At 70.5% G+C, this 16,088-nt stretch carries 17 protein-coding genes; 7 read left to right on the top strand and 10 right to left on the bottom strand.

Annotated elements, in window-relative coordinates; genetic code table 11:
* Positions 1-9: 9 nt before the first annotated feature.
* From AB0I69_RS05185 to AB0I69_RS05165, 5 genes are read right to left on the bottom strand one after another with little or no spacing between them, the layout of a single operon-like run.
* Positions 10-1,386: a cytochrome P450 gene (locus AB0I69_RS05185; RefSeq protein WP_363094196.1), complete on the bottom strand. Its 1,377-nt coding sequence runs from the start codon at positions 1,384-1,386 to the stop codon at positions 10-12.
* An 8-nt stretch (positions 1,387-1,394) separates the two neighbouring features.
* Positions 1,395-1,955: an ATP/GTP-binding protein gene (locus tag AB0I69_RS05180; protein WP_363094195.1), complete on the bottom strand. Its 561-nt coding sequence runs from the start codon at positions 1,953-1,955 to the stop codon at positions 1,395-1,397.
* A gap of 4 nt (positions 1,956-1,959) precedes the next feature.
* Entirely contained in the window at positions 1,960-2,346 is a 387-nt protein-coding gene (locus tag AB0I69_RS05175; protein WP_019055714.1) for a DUF742 domain-containing protein, read from the bottom strand.
* Positions 2,339-3,166 (bottom strand): roadblock/LC7 domain-containing protein, encoded by an 828-nt coding sequence (locus AB0I69_RS05170; protein WP_363094994.1) that lies wholly within the window; start codon positions 3,164-3,166, stop codon positions 2,339-2,341. Before AB0I69_RS05170 ends, AB0I69_RS05175 begins: the two co-directional genes overlap by 8 nt.
* Positions 3,167-3,186: 20 nt before the next feature.
* On the bottom strand, positions 3,187-4,356 hold the full coding sequence (locus tag AB0I69_RS05165) for an ATP-binding protein (protein ID WP_363094194.1): 1,170 nt from the start codon (positions 4,354-4,356) through the stop codon (positions 3,187-3,189).
* Between the two features lie 527 nt (positions 4,357-4,883).
* Here AB0I69_RS05165 and AB0I69_RS05160 point away from each other — a divergent pair.
* The 5 genes from AB0I69_RS05160 to AB0I69_RS05140 all read left to right on the top strand — a co-directional run bounded on the left by AB0I69_RS05160 (position 4,884) and on the right by AB0I69_RS05140 (position 9,490).
* Positions 4,884-5,903 (top strand): DNA-directed RNA polymerase subunit alpha, encoded by a 1,020-nt coding sequence (locus AB0I69_RS05160; protein WP_363094193.1) that lies wholly within the window; start codon positions 4,884-4,886, stop codon positions 5,901-5,903.
* A gap of 402 nt (positions 5,904-6,305) precedes the next feature.
* Complete coding sequence (locus tag AB0I69_RS05155; RefSeq protein ID WP_363094192.1) at positions 6,306-7,379, top strand: winged helix DNA-binding domain-containing protein; 1,074 nt, start codon at positions 6,306-6,308, stop codon at positions 7,377-7,379.
* 600 nt (positions 7,380-7,979) lie between these two features.
* Complete coding sequence (locus AB0I69_RS05150) at positions 7,980-8,606, top strand: restriction endonuclease (RefSeq protein WP_363094191.1); 627 nt, start codon at positions 7,980-7,982, stop codon at positions 8,604-8,606.
* 114 nt (positions 8,607-8,720) lie between these two features.
* On the top strand, positions 8,721-9,212 hold the full coding sequence (locus tag AB0I69_RS05145) for a DUF5994 family protein (protein ID WP_363094190.1): 492 nt from the start codon (positions 8,721-8,723) through the stop codon (positions 9,210-9,212).
* Positions 9,213-9,217: 5 nt separating this feature from the next.
* Complete coding sequence (locus AB0I69_RS05140) at positions 9,218-9,490, top strand: hypothetical protein (RefSeq protein WP_363094189.1); 273 nt, start codon at positions 9,218-9,220, stop codon at positions 9,488-9,490.
* A 37-nt stretch (positions 9,491-9,527) separates the two neighbouring features.
* Here the strand turns inward: AB0I69_RS05140 and AB0I69_RS05135 are convergent, their stop codons facing one another.
* A complete protein-coding gene (locus AB0I69_RS05135; RefSeq protein ID WP_363094187.1) occupies positions 9,528-10,358 on the bottom strand; it encodes a SigB/SigF/SigG family RNA polymerase sigma factor in 831 nt (276 codons plus the stop codon).
* A gap of 281 nt (positions 10,359-10,639) precedes the next feature.
* Between AB0I69_RS05135 and AB0I69_RS05130 the strand changes: the two genes are divergently transcribed.
* A complete protein-coding gene (locus AB0I69_RS05130) occupies positions 10,640-11,311 on the top strand; it encodes a hypothetical protein (RefSeq protein WP_363094186.1) in 672 nt (223 codons plus the stop codon).
* Positions 11,312-11,420: 109 nt separating this feature from the next.
* Here the strand turns inward: AB0I69_RS05130 and AB0I69_RS05125 are convergent, their stop codons facing one another.
* The 4 genes from AB0I69_RS05125 to AB0I69_RS05110 form a co-directional block, all read right to left on the bottom strand.
* The gene (locus AB0I69_RS05125) at positions 11,421-11,789 is read right to left on the bottom strand and encodes an ANTAR domain-containing protein (RefSeq protein ID WP_363094185.1); all 369 of its coding nucleotides are present in this window, start codon (positions 11,787-11,789) and stop codon (positions 11,421-11,423) included.
* A 95-nt stretch (positions 11,790-11,884) separates the two neighbouring features.
* Entirely contained in the window at positions 11,885-12,217 is a 333-nt protein-coding gene (locus AB0I69_RS05120) for a hypothetical protein (protein WP_363094184.1), read from the bottom strand.
* 26 nt (positions 12,218-12,243) lie between these two features.
* Entirely contained in the window at positions 12,244-12,936 is a 693-nt protein-coding gene (locus tag AB0I69_RS05115; protein WP_363094183.1) for a response regulator transcription factor, read from the bottom strand.
* Positions 12,933-15,302: a histidine kinase gene (locus AB0I69_RS05110; protein WP_363094182.1), complete on the bottom strand. Its 2,370-nt coding sequence runs from the start codon at positions 15,300-15,302 to the stop codon at positions 12,933-12,935. The genes AB0I69_RS05115 and AB0I69_RS05110 overlap by 4 nt, the downstream gene beginning before the upstream one ends.
* Before the next feature lie 206 nt (positions 15,303-15,508).
* On the opposite strand from AB0I69_RS05110, the gene AB0I69_RS05105 reads away from it, so the two are divergent.
* Complete coding sequence (locus AB0I69_RS05105) at positions 15,509-15,970, top strand: DUF5707 domain-containing protein (protein ID WP_363094181.1); 462 nt, start codon at positions 15,509-15,511, stop codon at positions 15,968-15,970.
* Positions 15,971-16,088: the final 118 nt, after the last annotated feature.

The raw sequence follows: 16,088 nt of genomic DNA, 5'->3' as shown, positions 1-16,088 counted from the left end.
TTACTTACGTCACTCGCCATTCACCCAGGCCCGGAAGCGGCTGAACATCCCGCCCTTGGGCCGCGGAGCGGCGTGCGACGGCCGACCGCCCATGGCCTGCTGCGGCATGGCGGCGGGCGACGGCGCGAGCTGGCCGGACGCCGGCCGCGCCGGCCGGGCCCTGGTCGCGGACGGCACGGTGCGGGGGGTGTACCGGATGGGCACGGTCACCAGCTGGCGGCTCCACGGCGCCGGCACCCAGGCGAGTTCCTTGAAGGGGACGCGCATCTCGACGTCGGGCAGCCGGTTGAGGAGGGACTCGACGGCCGTGGCCGCGATCATGAACGCCGGGTCCTTGGCGGGGCACGCGTGCGGGCCGGCGCCGAAGGCCAAGTGGGCCTTGGAGCTGAGCTGTTCGCGGTGTGCGGTCAGCTTGGGGTCGGTGTTGGCGGCCGCGAAAGAGATCAGGACCGGGTCGCCCGTGTGGAGCGTCCGGTCGCCCAACTCGACGTCCTGCGTGGGGTAGTGGGCCGCGTAGTTGGCGATCGGCGCGTAGTTCCACAGGGTCTTCACGACCGCGTCCTCGACCGGCAGGCCGCTCGGCCAGTCGTCGCTGAGGTACAGCGCGGCGCTGGTGCCGATCGAGGCCGCCAGGGGCGCGGTCCCGCCGGAGAGCAGGGTCACCAGCTGGTGCAGCACCTCCTCGTCGGTCAGCCGGGAGGAGTGCACCATCAGCCGGGTGGTGAGGTCCTCGCCGGGCTGCCGGCGCTTGAGGGCGATCAGTTCGGCGAGCGCGCCCCCCAGGGTCTCGTCGGCACCCGGGGTGCCCTGGAAGATCCCGGTGATCCCGGCGATCACGCGGTCGCCGAGCTCGGGCGGGCAGCCGAACAGCTCACCGAAGACCAGCAGCGGCAGCGGCTGGGCGTAGGCGGACATCAACTCCGCCTGCCCCATGGCCTCGGAGCTGAACTGGCTGATCAGGTAGTCGGCCGACTGCTGCGTCAGCCGCACGATCCGGCTCTGGTCGACGGTCGCGAGACTGTCCGTGACCGCCTGCCGCAGCCGGGCGTGTGCCGCGCCGTCGCTGAACAGGGCGTTGGGCCGGTAGCCCATCATGGGCAGGGCCGGGCTGTCCGCGGGTACGGTCCCTTGGTTCAGGGCGTTCCAGCGGCGCGAGTCCCGCACGAACAGGGTCGGGTTCTGCAGGATGTACAGACTGGCGTCGTAACTGGTCACCAGCTCGACCTCGACGTCCGGTGCGATGTCGACCGGGGCGCTGGGCCCCAGCGTGCGCAGCTGGGCGTACATGCTCTCGGGGTCGGAGCCGAAGTTGGACCCGTACAGCGGGACGTTGCCGTGCGCGGGGCAACCGGCCGGTGCCCCGGCCGTGTCGAAGGGCTGTTGCATGCTGGCTCCTAGGCGAGTGAGGACAAGAGGTGCTTCACGAGCGTGATGAGTGCCTGCATCGAGGAGTCCTGGTCACGGACGTCGCAGTGGATGACCGGGGTCTCGTCGGAGATGTTGAGCGCCTCGCACACTTCGGACAGCGGGAACTGGTGCTTCCCCTCGAACGTGTTGACGCCGATGACGTAGGGCAGGCCGAACGCCTCGACCAGGTCGAGGACGGGGAACGACTCCTCCAGCCGCTCGGGGTCCGCCAGGACCAGCGCCCCCAGCGCTCCCCGGGACAGCCCCTCCCACATCTGTTTGAAGCGTTCCTGCCCGGGAGTTCCGAAGATGTAGAGGACCAGGTCCTCGCCCAGGGTGAGCCGCCCGAAGTCCATCGCCACGGTCGTGGTCGTCTTGTCCGGGGTCTCGGAGAGGTCGTCGAGACCCTCGCTGGCTTCGGTGATCTCCTCCTCGGTCTGGAGCGGTTCTATCTCGGAGACACTTCCGATGTACGTGGTCTTCCCGACCGCGAAGTGGCCCACGACCAGGATCTTCACGGAGCGGGAGACGTCGGGATCCAGATACACGGGACTACGCTCCGGTTCGAATTCGCATCAGGCCGTCGAGCACGGCGGTCAGCAGGACGGGGTCGTGGCGTTCGGCATGGGGCACCGGATTGCGCACATGGATCAGACCGTCCTCGGCCATCTGCGCCAGCAGGATGCGGACGATGCCCAGGGGCAGCCGGGTGTGGGCGGCGACCTCGGCGACCGAGAGGAATCCGTCCGCGATCAGGTCCATGACCGTGCGGGCCTCCGGGGCCAGCGTCCGAGCAGCCGCTACGGCACCGTCCTGGGCGGTGATGATCGTGGTGTGCTCGTACTCGCTCTCCCGTGGCAGCGCGCGGCCCTGCGCGATGACGAAGAGTGGGACTAATGGAGCCGTCAGCTCCAGCTCGCCGTCCAGTTCGTCACTCATCGCCCGTCCTTCCTCCCCGCGGGGCCGACCCGGCGGTCAGCGCCGGCATCGTGTCGCCCAGCCGTACGGTGAACTCCTCGATGTCACAGGTGTGTTCGGCGGCTGCCGCGAGGAAGGCGCCCTCGCCGGCCGCGATCAGGAACACCCAGCCGTGCTCGAACTCGATGACCGTCTGCAGCCATTCGTCGTCCTGCTGCCCGCCCGCGAACGGCGCGGTCGCCCGGCTGTAGGCGTGGATGCCCGTCATGGCCGCCGAGATCGTGTCCGCGAGGTTCCTGCCGATCCCCGAGCTGGCCCCGCGCGGCAGACCGTCCGCGCCGAGCAGCAGCGCGTGCAGGGCGCCCGGCACCGACGCGACCGCCTTGTCCAGCTCCGCGAGCAGGAAGACCCCGCCGCCCTCCGCGTCCCGCAGTGCCGAGGAGGCGTCCCCGGTCCGGTCCGCGTCACCGGCGGTCACCCGCGGCGGCGCCGTGAGGTTGTTGCCCAGCCGGGAGACCAGCCGGTTCATACGGAACGAGAGCTGCTCCATGTCGACGTCGGGCTCCGCGGCGGCGGCCAGGTAGGCGCCCTGCCCGGCCCCGATCAGGAACACCCAGCCGTGCTGGAACTCGATGACCGTCTGGATCCACTGCCGGTCCCGGGCCAGTCCGGCGAAGTGGGCGGTGGCCCGGCTGAGCGACTGCATTCCCGCCATGGCGGCGGAGATGGTCCGCACGTCCTGGCCGGTCAGGTCGTCGGTGGACCCGCGCGGTATGCCGTCCGCGGACAGCACCACTGCGTGCCGTGCTCTCGGCACGTTGTCCACGATGTCCTGGACCATCCAGGACAGGTCTCCTGTAGTCATGCGTTTTCGGACCCTCCGGGCGTCTGGGTGTCGAAGGAGGCCGTGTCACGCGCGGACTGCGTACCCCGCTGCAGGGCCGCCAGACTGCCGGCACCGCGCCGGGCACTTCGCCGGGGCGTCTGCTCCGCACCGTTGGTGACACCGGTGGGTGACATACGGGCTCCACGCTTCGGCAGGCCGCCCGCCGTACGCGCCGACCTCCCGGTGTCCATCGGCCGGATGCTGCTCACGGGCGCCTCGGTGGCCGGCGGCAGGGTCTCCTCCATGGTCCACAGCTCCTCGGGCAGGAGTACGACGGCCCGCACGCCGCCGTACCGGGAGACACCGGTGACATCCACCGTGAAGCCGTGCTGACGGGCGATCAGACCGATGACGGGGAAACCGAACTTCGGCTGGGTGCCCAGCTGGGACAGCCGGGGGAGGCCCTCTCCGGACAACTGCGTGCTCGCCCGCTGCCGGTCCTCGTCGCCCATGCCGACGCCTGCGTCGTCGATCACGATGCACAGGTTCTTCTGGGCCTGGCGGAACGTGACCTCGATCGGTGCGTCCGCCTGGGAGAAGCTGGCCGCGTTGTCGAGGAGTTCGGCGACGGCCAGGGCGACCGGCGCGACCGCGGAGGCCTTCAGCGCGATGCCGCTGGGCTGCATGATCTCGACCCGCTGGAAGTTGCGGATCTGGCTCTGGGCGCTGCGGACGACGTCGTAGACGCTGGCGGGCTGGTTACGGCGGCCCAGCGGCGCGCCGCACATGACGGCGATGCCCTGCGCCTTGCGGGCCATCTGGGCGTTGGCGTGGGTGATGTCCATCAGGTCGGAGAGGACCGCGTGGCCGCCGTACTCGCGCTGGACCCCGTCCAGCAGCGTGGTCTGCTCGGCCGCGAGGCTCTGCAGGAAGCGGGCGGCACCCTTGAGGACCGCCTTGGTGTTCTCCTCGGCGGCCTGCCCGGCCTCACGGATGACATCGTCCTGCTCGTCCCGCATCTTCACCAAGGAGGCCTGAACGCGGTCGAGTTCACCCTGGGCGTACCGCAGCCGCGCTTCCAGCGCGGCCTCGGATTCCTTCTTCCTCCGCCCCAGGGCTCTGCTGCGGAGTACGAGTGCGACGACTGCGGCTACGGCTATCACCGCTATCGCAACCAGGCACCAAAGAAGCACGTCTTGAGTCATGGAAACCTTTCCCGGCGCGTGGCATGCAGGCGTCGTCGAGTACGCCTTGCAGGGATCCGCAACCCGTCCAGGGGACTGCATGACTGATCTACGCGGAGAGATGACCGCGTTCAGACTCGATGGCCTGAACAAAAGTGGATCAAGGTCGCAGACGGCGGAATGCTATCACCGTCAACTGACGTATAAGAGTTCACTCCATCGGGTTTCACGGAGTTAACATGCCTGCTGCGTAAGGGGTGTTGACCGTTTCGAAGGTGAGGCGTCGATCGATGCCAGGGCCGGTTCCGACCCTCACCGGTCGACGGGATACCCTGGGCGGCTGATCCGACCGCGCCGCACGAGCAGCACGTGAACCTGATCGGCTTGCGGCCCTCGGCGCGCCACGAGTCCGGCGCAGGCAGACGAGCGGAGTCGGGCCGAGTCGGGCGGTTCGGCCTTTCCGGAAGCCGTATCGCTCGTATCGCCCGTACTCTTCGGGGTGTCTGCGGCGTCACATACTGGGCGCCAAACACTGGAGGCAACACCGCATGCTGATTGCTCAGCGTCCGTCCCTGACCGAAGAGGTCGTCGACGAATTCCGTTCCCGGTTCGTGATCGAGCCGCTGGAGCCGGGTTTCGGCTACACCCTCGGCAATTCCCTGCGTCGTACGCTCCTCTCCTCGATCCCCGGTGCGGCTGTGACCAGCATCCGGATCGACGGCGTTCTGCACGAGTTCACCACCGTGCCGGGCGTCAAGGAGGACGTCACCGACCTGATCCTCAACATCAAGCAGCTCGTCGTCAGCAGCGAGCACGATGAGCCCGTCGTGATGTACCTGCGCAAGCAGGGTCCGGGTCTGGTCACCGCCGCTGACATCGCGCCTCCGGCCGGTGTCGAGGTGCACAACCCCGATCTGGTCCTGGCCACGCTGAACGGCAAGGGCAAGCTGGAGATGGAGCTGACCGTCGAGCGCGGTCGCGGTTACGTCTCCGCCGTGCAGAACAAGCAGGTGGGCCAGGAGATCGGTCGTATCCCGGTCGACTCGATCTACTCGCCGGTGCTGAAGGTCACGTACAAGGTCGAGGCGACGCGTGTCGAGCAGCGGACCGACTTCGACAAGCTGATCGTCGATGTCGAGACGAAGCAGGCCATGCGTCCCCGTGACGCGATGGCGTCGGCCGGTAAGACCCTGGTGGAGCTGTTCGGTCTCGCCCGCGAGCTGAACATCGACGCCGAGGGCATCGACATGGGCCCGTCCCCGACGGACGCCGCCCTTGCCGCCGACCTGGCGTTGCCGATCGAGGAGCTGGAGCTCACCGTTCGGTCGTACAACTGCCTCAAGCGCGAGGGCGTCCACTCCGTGGGTGAGCTTCTGGCGCGTTCCGAGGCCGACTTGATGGACATCCGTAACTTCGGTGCGAAGTCCATCGACGAGGTCAAGGCGAAGCTGGCCGGTCTGGGCCTGGGCCTGAAGGACAGCCCGCCCGGATTCGACCCGACCACCGCGGTCGACGCCTTCGCCGCCCACGACACGGACTCGGGATTCGTGGAGACCGAGCAGTACTGACCGAGCAGTACTGAACGCTGTGTCGCGCCGGGCTGTGAGGTAGCCGGCAGAACACAGGCGTCGACGATGAGCGGGCGGCACAGCCTGTCGGCTCAAGGTGACGGCGACGGTGATCGCATGGGTTCCCGCGGGCGGAGCGCTGCCCGGAGGAACCTGCGATCACCCGTCCGCGAGCCGGAACCGTGCGGGACGAGGCCCGACCCTCAAGACGTTCCTGATCATGGTGCGCACGGCGGCGCCGACCGAGAAGACCTGGCGCCCCTCGCACCCCGGACGTCCCGGAGTCGGCCCGTGCACGTCGGTGAAGGGGGTCCCGACCGGCCCATGTGAACTCGACGTCGATGTTCCCGGCCTCGGCCGAGACACTGTCGCGGTGATGGGGATCGTGAGGGGGCGAAGATCATGCGGGAGTTCAGCCCGTCTCAGGCCAGACTGCTTCGCGCGTGGTCGCAGGGTGTGGGTGGCGGTCGGCGCGCGGCGTCCGTGTCCGCCGTGCTGGAGCGGTGCCTGGCGGTACAGGCGCAGGATCTCAGGGCGGCTGCGCTCGGGGTCAGGGCGCGCGGCTCGGGGCTGACCGAGGCTGATGTGTATCTGGCGCTCGGGGTCGAGCGCAGTGTGGTCCGGGGCTGGTTCATGCGCGGCACGCTGCATCTGGTCCCGGCCGGTGACGCGGGCTGGCTGCGCGAACTGCTCGCTCCGCAACTGCTGCGGCGCAGCGAGCGCCGATACCGGGAGCTGGGGCTCGGGCCGGGCGAACTGGCGCTGGGGGAGCAGGTGATCACCGAGGCTCTCGCCGGCGGTCCTCTGACCCGGGACGAACTCGCGGTGCGGATGACCGAAGCGGGCCTCAAGGCCTCCGGGCAGGTCCCGTTCCATCTCGTCCGCCGATCCGCTCTGCTCGGTACCGTCTGTTTCGGTCCGATCCGGGAGGACGGCTCCGCCACCTATGTGCTCGCGGACGACTGGCTGCCCGCCTCCGACGGACCGTCCGGTGCGGATGCGGTCGGAGAGCTGCTGACCAGGTACCTCGCGGCGCACGGGCCGGCGACGGTGGCCGACTTCGCCACCTGGTCGGGGCTCGGGCTGCCTGCCGTCCGCTCCGTGTGGAGGGAACTGCTCGGGGCAGGTCTGATCGAACCGTGCCGCGTCGGGGACCTGGACGACTACGCGCTGACGGCCGTCGCGTCGCCTTGCCCGGAACCGACGGGTGACGTCCGACTGCTGCCGGCCTACGACAACTACCTGGTGGGTTTCACGGATCGCCGGCTGTCCGTCGAGCCCGAGCACGAGCACGCGGTCTGGCCGGGCGGCGGGCAGATCAGCCCCACCATCGTGGTGGACGGACTGGTCCGCGGAGTCTGGCGCCGGGACCGGACACGTGCCGTAGCCCTGGAACCGTTCGACGGCGATCCGGGCGTCGACGCGGTGGCCCTCGACGCGGAGCTCCGCGACATCTCCCGATTTCTCGCTGCATAACGGCCGAGCGCCTCGGGCCCACCCTGTACGCGACCGAGGACCCGGACGACCACTCGACCGGCTGGGGCGGTGCCCGAGCCGTCAGCCGGGTCGTTCTCGGCCGACTTCGGGTCGTTCCGCGAGGGTGCGGGGTGGACAAGGGGGTGCAAGCACTGTCCACGGGCCGCGTTGACGTCGTACCGCCCCGTGGGCCCATGCCCGGCCTGGCCGGAAAGGGCTCGCTCCCGCAGGGGGCACGATGACCTGACTTAGTGTCAAAGGTGCCTGCGCTGAAGCCTGTTGAGCGGTCGGACCGGCCGCGGACGGCAGCGCCTAGGGGGCTACGGTGCCTTGGACCGATCCGTACATGAGGAACTACGGTGCGCGAGTCCGGGGGCGGTGGTGAGCCGCCGGGCGCCGGTCCGGCCGCGGGCGGTGCGGCGGATTCGTACGTTCCCCAAGTTCCCCCAGTCTCCGAAGCCATCGAAGCCATCGAAACGACCGAAGTCGACGAAGTCGTCGAAGCTGTCGAAGTCGCCCATGTCGTCCCCACGGCTTCCCCGGCGTCCCAAGTCCGCGAAACGCGTACGTACCCTCACCAGGCCCGAAAGTCCCCGCCCGTTGCTGCTCGCCGTCGCGGCTGCCGCGGGCGTCGCGCTCTGTGTCGCCGTGGGGCAGTGGCTGCTGGGGAACTGGTGGCTGTTCGCCGTGCTCGCCGCCGTCGCGGGTGGAGCCGGTGGTGTCTGGCTCGCGCAGTGGGTGGTGGGTGCCCGCTGGGAGCGGGTGCATGTGCGGGGGCTGCGCTACACGTTGCCCCGGCTGGACGGACTGCACCACGAGGACTTCGAGTTCGCCGTACGGGATCTGCTGCGGCGTGACGGCTGTGCGGACGCCGTACAGGTGGGCGGGGCCGGGGACAACGGCGCGGACGTGACGGCGACCGACCCCCTCGGCAGGCGCTGGGTGATCCAGTGCAAGCACCGGCAGGACGGGGCCGCGGGGGCGCCGGTGGGTACCCCGGATCTGCATGTGCTCAACGGCACCGGCCGGCAACTGCACGGTGGGGACGTGGTGGTCCTGGTGACGAACGGGCGCTTCACGGCGGGGTGCGCGCCGCTCGCCGAGTCCCAGAAACTGCACCTCGTCGACCGCGGAACGCTGGGGGAGTGGGCGGGCGGCGCACGGCCGCTCTGGGAGCTGCTGAAGGAGCTGCCCTCGTCGCCGGGGAGGCGGGCGGCGACGCCCTGAGGAGTACCCTGGAGTTACCGAGGGTATTTCGCGCATCGGCCTCCACGCCCGTGTCGTTTTCGGCGATTGAATACGCCGGGCCGGTTGCGACCGGCCCAGAGCAGGGTTCGCGTCATGACTGCGCCCGTTTCGTACGCCCCGACACCCGAGGACCGGTCCACCGCCCCGCCTCTTCGTATGTCGCTGGCTCCCCTCGGTTCGGCACCGGCTCTGCTGGACGGCGCCTGGTGGCCCCGCTCCCGCGATCTGGCCGCGGAACTGCCGTCGTTGGTCGCCGCGCTCGACCCGCTGTGGGGGCGGATCACGCGGGTCACGGTGAACCCCACGCACTGGCCGGCCGACTTCCCGCGCAAGGTGCCCGTCGCCGGGCATGTGGTGAAGGTGGGCTGGTTCCTGGCCGAGCAGGACCCGCACCAGCTGCTCCTCCTCTCGTACCGCACGTCCCGCTGGGACCTGCTGATCGTCCCGCCGGAGACGGACCCCGCCACGGCGGCCTGGCTGATGACCGCCGCGAGCGACCCCTCGCGCACCTCGACCGCGACCGCCCTGATGGCCGAGGCGGCCCGCCTTCCGGCTCCGGCTACGGTTCCGGCACAGGGGAGTTGAGCGGCATGGGCAGCTTCGTGACCGTGGTGGTGCTGCTGGCGGTGGTCGGCGCGGGCGTGTTCCTGATCCGCCGACTCCGCAACCAGCGCGACGAGCGCATCGACGTCTTCCCCTACGACCACCCCCGCCCGGCCGTCCGAGAGCCGGCGCCCTCGGACACGAACAAGGCGCGCAGCAGGGCCGGAACGACCGGCACCGGCGACCCGCGCGACCCCGGCGGCGACGGCGGACGCGGACCGCTCCCGCCACGAGCCCGGGCCGGGACACCCGAGAAGTGAGCCACCAGCCGTCGTAGCAGAGCCTCGACAGCAGCCCTCACGCCGTTCGCTTCACGACCCGCGGTTCGGCCATCACCTGGGCGTTCAGGCGGGCACAGGTGCGGCTGATCAGGCGGGAGACGTGCATCTGGGAGACGCCGAGCCGCAGACCGATGCGGGCCTGTGTCATCTCGCAGTAGAACCGCATGTAGAGGATCTCGCGTTCGCGTTCGGGCAGTGCCCGCAACAGGGGGCGCAGGGCCTCGCGGTCGACGATCAGGTCGAAGGCGGGCTCGATGCCGCCGAGGGTGTCGGTGAGTGGGTGGCTGTCCGTGGGATGGCCGGGTGCGGCGTCCAGGGACCAGGCGGTGTAGGCCTCCAACGCCCCCTGGCCCAGCCTTACTTCGGCCTCGGTCAGTCCGGTGTGCGTGGCGATCTCGTGGACGGCGGAGAGCGTCCCGCCCCGTGTGGCACTCAGTTCGTGGTCGGCGGAACGGACCTGGCCGCGCAATTCCTGTACCCGGCGCGGGACATGGACGACCCAGAGTTCGTCACGGAAGTGCCGCTTCACCTCGCCGAGGATCGTCGGTATGGCGAAGCTGGGGAAGGCGTTGCCGAGACCCGGGTCGAACCGGGACACCGCCTTGACCAGGCCGAGTTGGGCGACCTGGGTGAGGTCGTCGGCGGTCTCACCGCGATGCCGGAAGCGCCGGGCCAGCCGTACGGCCATCGGCATCCAGGCCACCACCACCTCCTGGCACAACGCCGACCGCTCCGGACCGGGCGGCAGGGCGGCGATACGGCGGAACGACTCGGCGGTGTCCGGGGTGTCGTCGTAGGAGCGGAGGGCGGGGCGGGGCTTCCGGGTACGTTCGACCTGCGTGGGCATGTGTTTCCCTCGTCGGGGCGTCACTCGCCGTGGGGGTCGGCAGACCGCAGCACACTGGGGAGCAGCGAACACCGCTCCCACGGGGGTGCCTCCGGTCCGAAGCACACCGGACGAGTGCCCGGACGCTCCGCTTTCAAACCGGCGCACTCCCGCGAGTGTCCGCGACTCCAACAGGCCCCGGCACGACGGCGATCCGAGGCTATGCTGCTGTGGAGACGTCCCAGTCCCCGGCGCCGCACCGACCATCTTTCCCTCCCTGGTCTTCCGAACCGAGGCGCCTCATGAGCACCGCGCGGCAATCGCACGAACCCGAAGGCCCGGAGCCGTCCGGCATGGGCGCCGTGGACGCCACGGACGCGGTGCGGCTGCGCCGGCTGAACCGCTGGCAGGCCGAGGGCCTGCGGGAGGATCTGGCGGACCTGTACGTGGAGTCCACCGCCGCCGCCGAGCCCGGCGAGGAGTTCCACGACCGGCAGAAGTTCCTGGCCCGGCTGGCGGAGGACGTGAAACTGCCGGGATTCGACATGCTCGTCGCCGAGGCGGAGGCCCTGGCCGGGTGCGTCCGCGGTTTCTCCGTGCCGCGCGACGGGTCGTGGTGGCAGGGGTTCGACGGGCCGTTGCCGCAGAACCTGGAGCAACTGACCGCGTCCGGGCACGTGTTCGCGATCCTGGAGACCCTCGTCCATCCCCACCAGCACGCCCGCGGACTCGCCCGCCGGATGCAGGAGCGCCTGCTCACCGACCACCAGGCCTCCCTGGGCGTCACGTTGGTGGACCAGTCCGCCCGGTGGACCGGCGCCGCGCTCAAGGGCTGGGGCTGGCAGGAGGTGGGGCGGATCGAGCGCGAGCCCGGTGCAACGACCGTACGTGTACTGGTCCTTCCGCTCGGTGAGCGTACGGAGGACCACCCGGACGGTCTGGCCCACAACGACCGGACCCAACGACCCGAATAGTTTAGGTTCCGCGGGCCGGGCTACCCAGCAGACGCGTCCGACGGCCGTCCTGGACGAAGGCACCGGAGAGTTGGAACCACAGCTCCCGGTGCCGTCCGGCAGGTGCCGCTCACGCTCGGCCCGCCGCGTGCAGGTGCCGCAGCGCACGGCGCAACTCCCGCTGGATCCGGTCCGGGAGGGCCCTGTCCTCCGTCGTGGCGACCAGTGCCGCCGCCACGACCCGGAGCTTGATGTTGCAGTGCTGCGACACCCCCACCAGCAGGTCCCAGGCCCGGTCGCTGGAACACGGCGCCAGGGCCATCACCATGCCGCGGGCCTGGTCGATCACCGCACGGGTCTCCAGGGCCAGTGCCAACTGCCCGTTCTCCGCACGGAGTTCGGCGATCTCGGCCAGCAGGGCCGCCTCGCCCGCCACGGGTGCGCCCGTCAACAGCGGCTGCTCTTCGGGGGATGCGGTCGGCTGGGCCAGTCGGCGCATGTGCAGGGACCTCCCCGGGAGCTGGACACAGCATCGATACCGGGGACCAGGGCCTCACGGACAGCGTAGTCCTCCCCAGAGCTCTGGAGGCCGGCTCAGGGGGTCGGATCCGGGTGGTTGCCGCGGCTCAGTGCGCGGACGCACCAGCCGATGACGGCGGCGTTGACGAGTGCCCCGAGGACCATGGAGACGACGAGCGTCGGGGCGCCGCCCGGCAGGGCGAGGAAGAAGAGGCTGGTCGGGGCGGTGGCCAGCAGCGGGACGACGCCCGCCATGGACTCGCCCGAGTCGTCCATGACGGTCACGACGAGCGCCCAGACGAGCAGGGCCGCGCAGATCAGGAGGTAGCCGAGGGCGAAGGGGCTACGGAGGTTCCGGCCCAGTCGGTGGAGAGGGGAACGGTCTGCGGGGGCGTCGGTACCGGTCACGGGAGATGCTCCTTCGGGTGGGACGGTCAGAGGTGGTCGGCGCCGGGCGGGTTCGGGCGGGTGATGCCGAGGTCGTAGGCGAGGATCGTGGCCTGGACGCGGTCGCGCAGGCCGAGTTTGCGGAGCAGGGCGTTCACATGGGACTTGACGGTGCCGACGGTGATGTCCAACTCCGCAGCGATCTCCGCGTTGTTGAGGCCGGAGGCGAGCAGGGCGAGGACGTTGCGCTGGCTGCCGGTGAGGCTCTCCAGCTCGCGCGGGCCGTTCGCGGCACCGGACCGGAAACCGGTACCCGCGCCGGACGCGTAGTGGCCGATCAGCCGCCGGGTCGCGGACGGGGCGAGCACGCTCTCGCCGTTCGCCACCACCCGGATGCCGTGCAGGAGTTCGGAGGCGTGCACGTCCTTGAGGAGGAAGCCGGAGGCTCCCGCGCGCAGCGCGTCGAAGACGTACGCGTCGAGGTCGAAGGTGGTCAGCACCAGGACCCGGGGCGCGTTCTCCCTGCCGGTGATGATCCGGGTGGCGGCGATACCGTCCAGTTCGGGCATCCGTACGTCCATCACGACGACGTCGGGCGCCAGTTCGGCCGCGAGAACCACCGCGGTCACCCCGTCGGCGGCCTCCCCCACGACCGTCATGTCGTCCTCGGCGTCGATCACGGCGGCGAAGCCCGCCCGTACGATGCCCTGGTCGTCGACGACCAGCACCCTGAGGCTCATCGTTCTCTCTCCTCGTCGTCCGGCACCGCCGTGAGAGGCAGCCGGAGGTGGACCGTGCCCGGCGGGCGGCCGGTCGTCAGGGTGCCGCCGAGCGGCGCGATCCGCGCCGTCAGCCGGTCCCGTAGGGCGGTGCCGGTGGTGTCAGTGGCGAGTGGCACGCCGGTGGCCGTGATCGTCAACGTGCCGTCGGCCGCGTCGAGTTCGAGTACGGCGGGTTCGTTGCCGCCGGTCGCGAGCAGGGTTTCTACGACGTGGTAGGCGGCCAGGTCGACTTCGGTGGGCAGCCGTTCCGGGACCCGGTCGGTGAGCCGTATCTCCACGTCACGGCCCGTGGCCCGGCACTGGTGGGCGAGCAGATCGAGGGCCTGGAGAGTGGGCTGGGGGCGCAGGTCGGGTGCGGTGTCGCCGTCGCGGACCGCGTCCAGCAGGGCGCGCATCGCGGCGAGGGCCTCACGGGCGCGGGTCGCTGTCGCGTCCAGCTTGCCTGCCTGTGCTTCCGCGATCATGTCGGCGGTTCGGGCCAGCACGGTGGTTTCGAGCCCTGCTGCGATACGGCGGCGTTCGGCCCAGGCGTCTCTTACGGCTTCCTCGGTCCAGGTGGCGAGTTGTTCTGTATGGGCGCCGTGGGTTGCCTGGTCGCGCCGGCTGCGGAGAGCTCCCAGCTGGTGGGCGGCGGTGATTGTTAGTGACACCCCGGCTGTTGCGAGCAGGACGACGGTCCAGGTGGGGAGGGTTGTGCCTCGGTGCAGGACGGCGATGGTCAGGGCGGTGGTGTGTGCGGCTGTTGCTGTGAACGCAAAGAGAGAGATGGGGACTTGAGGTAGTCGGTAGGTGCGAGCCGGTGGGGGCTGGTCGCGCCCCGCGGCGGAGCCGCAAATCGATACAGCCCCGCGCCCCTTAAAAGCCCATAGCGCCACGCAAGTTGCGACCATGCTCAGTGTTGGTGGCAGCAGTGCCGGGCCTGTGTAGTCGCCCACCTCCATCGCCATCGGCCACAGCAACGCCAGCCCGATCAAAGCCAGTTGGACAGCTGTAGGTGCCTTGCGCAGCCACAGCAAGGCCACCGCCTGGGTCGCTGCCAGCAGGGTGAAGAGGACGCCTGCCGATACGTGGGAACCGGTCGGTGCGGACTCTGTTCGGATGATCAGTGTCGGGAGCAGGGGCTGTACGAGCAGGCCGATCGCGGCGACCACCTGGGCGACGCGGTAGCTCGGCGGGACGGATCGTTCCACCGGGGCCGCGGTACGGCCGGGCAGGACCGCGCGTACCTCCCAACCGCCGTTCCCTGTCGGGCCGGTGGTCAGGGTGCCGCCCGCTTCCCGGGCCCGGGAGCGGAGGAAGCCCTGGCCGCGGCCGCCGCCCAGGCCCGCGCCGTGTGCCGTCGTACCGGACGGGGGTGCCGCGCTGGTGATCACGACGTCGGTGCGGGTGTCGCCGTAGCGGCAGGTCACCGTCGTGCGCGCGCCCGGCGCGTGGCGGGCCACGTTGGTCAGGGCCTCGCGGACGATGCCGTAGGCCGCGTCGGCGACGGCGCCGTCGGGGAGGGGGTCGATCTCGAAGTCGACCGGTTGGTCGAGGCGGCGGAAGCCGGCGATCAGGGCGTGCAACCGCTCCTCGGGGGAGGGGAGTTCCTCGCGTGAGGGTGCCGGTGCGCGGACCGCGCCGAGTGCGCGGGTGACCTCGCGGCCGGTCTCGGTCGCGAACTCCAGTGCCTCGGCGGCGAGTTCGGGACGGCGTTCGCGCAGGCCGAGCGCGGCGCCGGCGGTGACGACCACGGCGGTGAGGTGGTGGGCGCTGACGTCGTGCAACTCCCTTTCCATGCGGCGCCGTTCGGTCGCCGGGAGCCGGTGGCGCTCGGTCTCGGCCCGGTTCAGGAGGAGTTCGGCGGTTCGGCGGGCGCGACGGGTCCGGCGTACGAACAGACCCGCGCCGCACGCGGTGGCGTACAGCAGCGCGGTCAGGACGATGTCGAGGCCGTTGGTGTCACTGAGGCCGTTCAGGGTGACGCTCGGCAGCAGCTGCCAGAGGGCGAGCGTGATCACGCAGAGCAGGGTGGTGAAGGTGTCGCGTTCGGTCGCCACAGTGAACAGGGCCAGCGCGACGGCCGCGGTCCCCAGTACCGCGACCGCCCCGACGGGCAGCGGTCCCGCGCCCATCGCGCAGGCCACGACGACCACGAGGAGCGTGATCACCGGGCGGGTGCGGCGCAGGGCGAGCGCGGCCGTCACCGATCCGCCGACGAGGGCGGCCACGAGCAGGTCGGCCGCGGTCGGCACGGTGCCGCGCAGCAGTGGAGCCACCGGCCACACCAGGGCCTGGGCGCAGATCAGCAGGACCGGGAGCAGCCGGTCGTCGGTTCGTTTCATGACATCCAAAGGCTATGGGCGCAGGTGAACGGACCGACTCAGGCTGAAGGGGGATCCCGGTCCTGCCCTCTCTATCTCTGGTTCGACGCGGCGACCGTCCTTCAGCCCGAGGACTGCGCCCGGCCCCGCTCATAGGCTCGATCACATCGAGGGAAGCGGTCGACCGCCGCTCCCGACACCACCCACACAACCCAGGGGGATCTCCCATGTCCATGTCCAAGCGCGCTCTCCTCTTCTCCCTCGCCGGCGTCGCCGCGGTCGGCGGAGTCGTCGCCGGCGGTCTCGCCGCATCGGCCGCCTCGGCCCCCGAGAAGCCGGCCCTGGAGAAGGGCTCGGCCCACTACACCGCCCCGTCCGCGAGCGGTGCCGGCTCCTTCACCTACACCGTGGACGTCAGTGACAACTCGGGCATCCGCGGCCTCAAGGTCGTTGCGTGGCCCGCGAGTTCGAAGCTGAACCCGACCGCGGCCGACCTGCGGTCCGTCGAGTCCGCCACGTGCAGGAGCACCTCGGACGACACCTCGCGCTGCACCTACACGTTCAAGGTCACCAAGAAGGAGGCGGCCGACGCGGCCAAGGGCACCTGGTACGTCTCGGCGCTCGCGACCGCCAAGGACGGCGACACGACGTTCGTGTCCAAGGCCGCCACCTTCGACGTCACCGGCTGACACCGGCACCCCTTCTCCTACGACCGGCGCCCCGTCTCGATCGAGACGGGGCCAGTTCACCGCGCACCCCTTCGGCTCCCGCATCGAGTGGGGCAACATCACGCACGCCCTGACCCGG

Origin of the sequence: Streptomyces sp. NPDC050508 (assembly GCF_040655155.1) — a bacterium.
Taxonomy (GTDB): domain Bacteria; phylum Actinomycetota; class Actinomycetes; order Streptomycetales; family Streptomycetaceae; genus Streptomyces.
The sequence above is the reverse complement of the archived record's forward strand: the minus strand, read 5'-3'. Positions and strand labels throughout refer to the sequence as shown.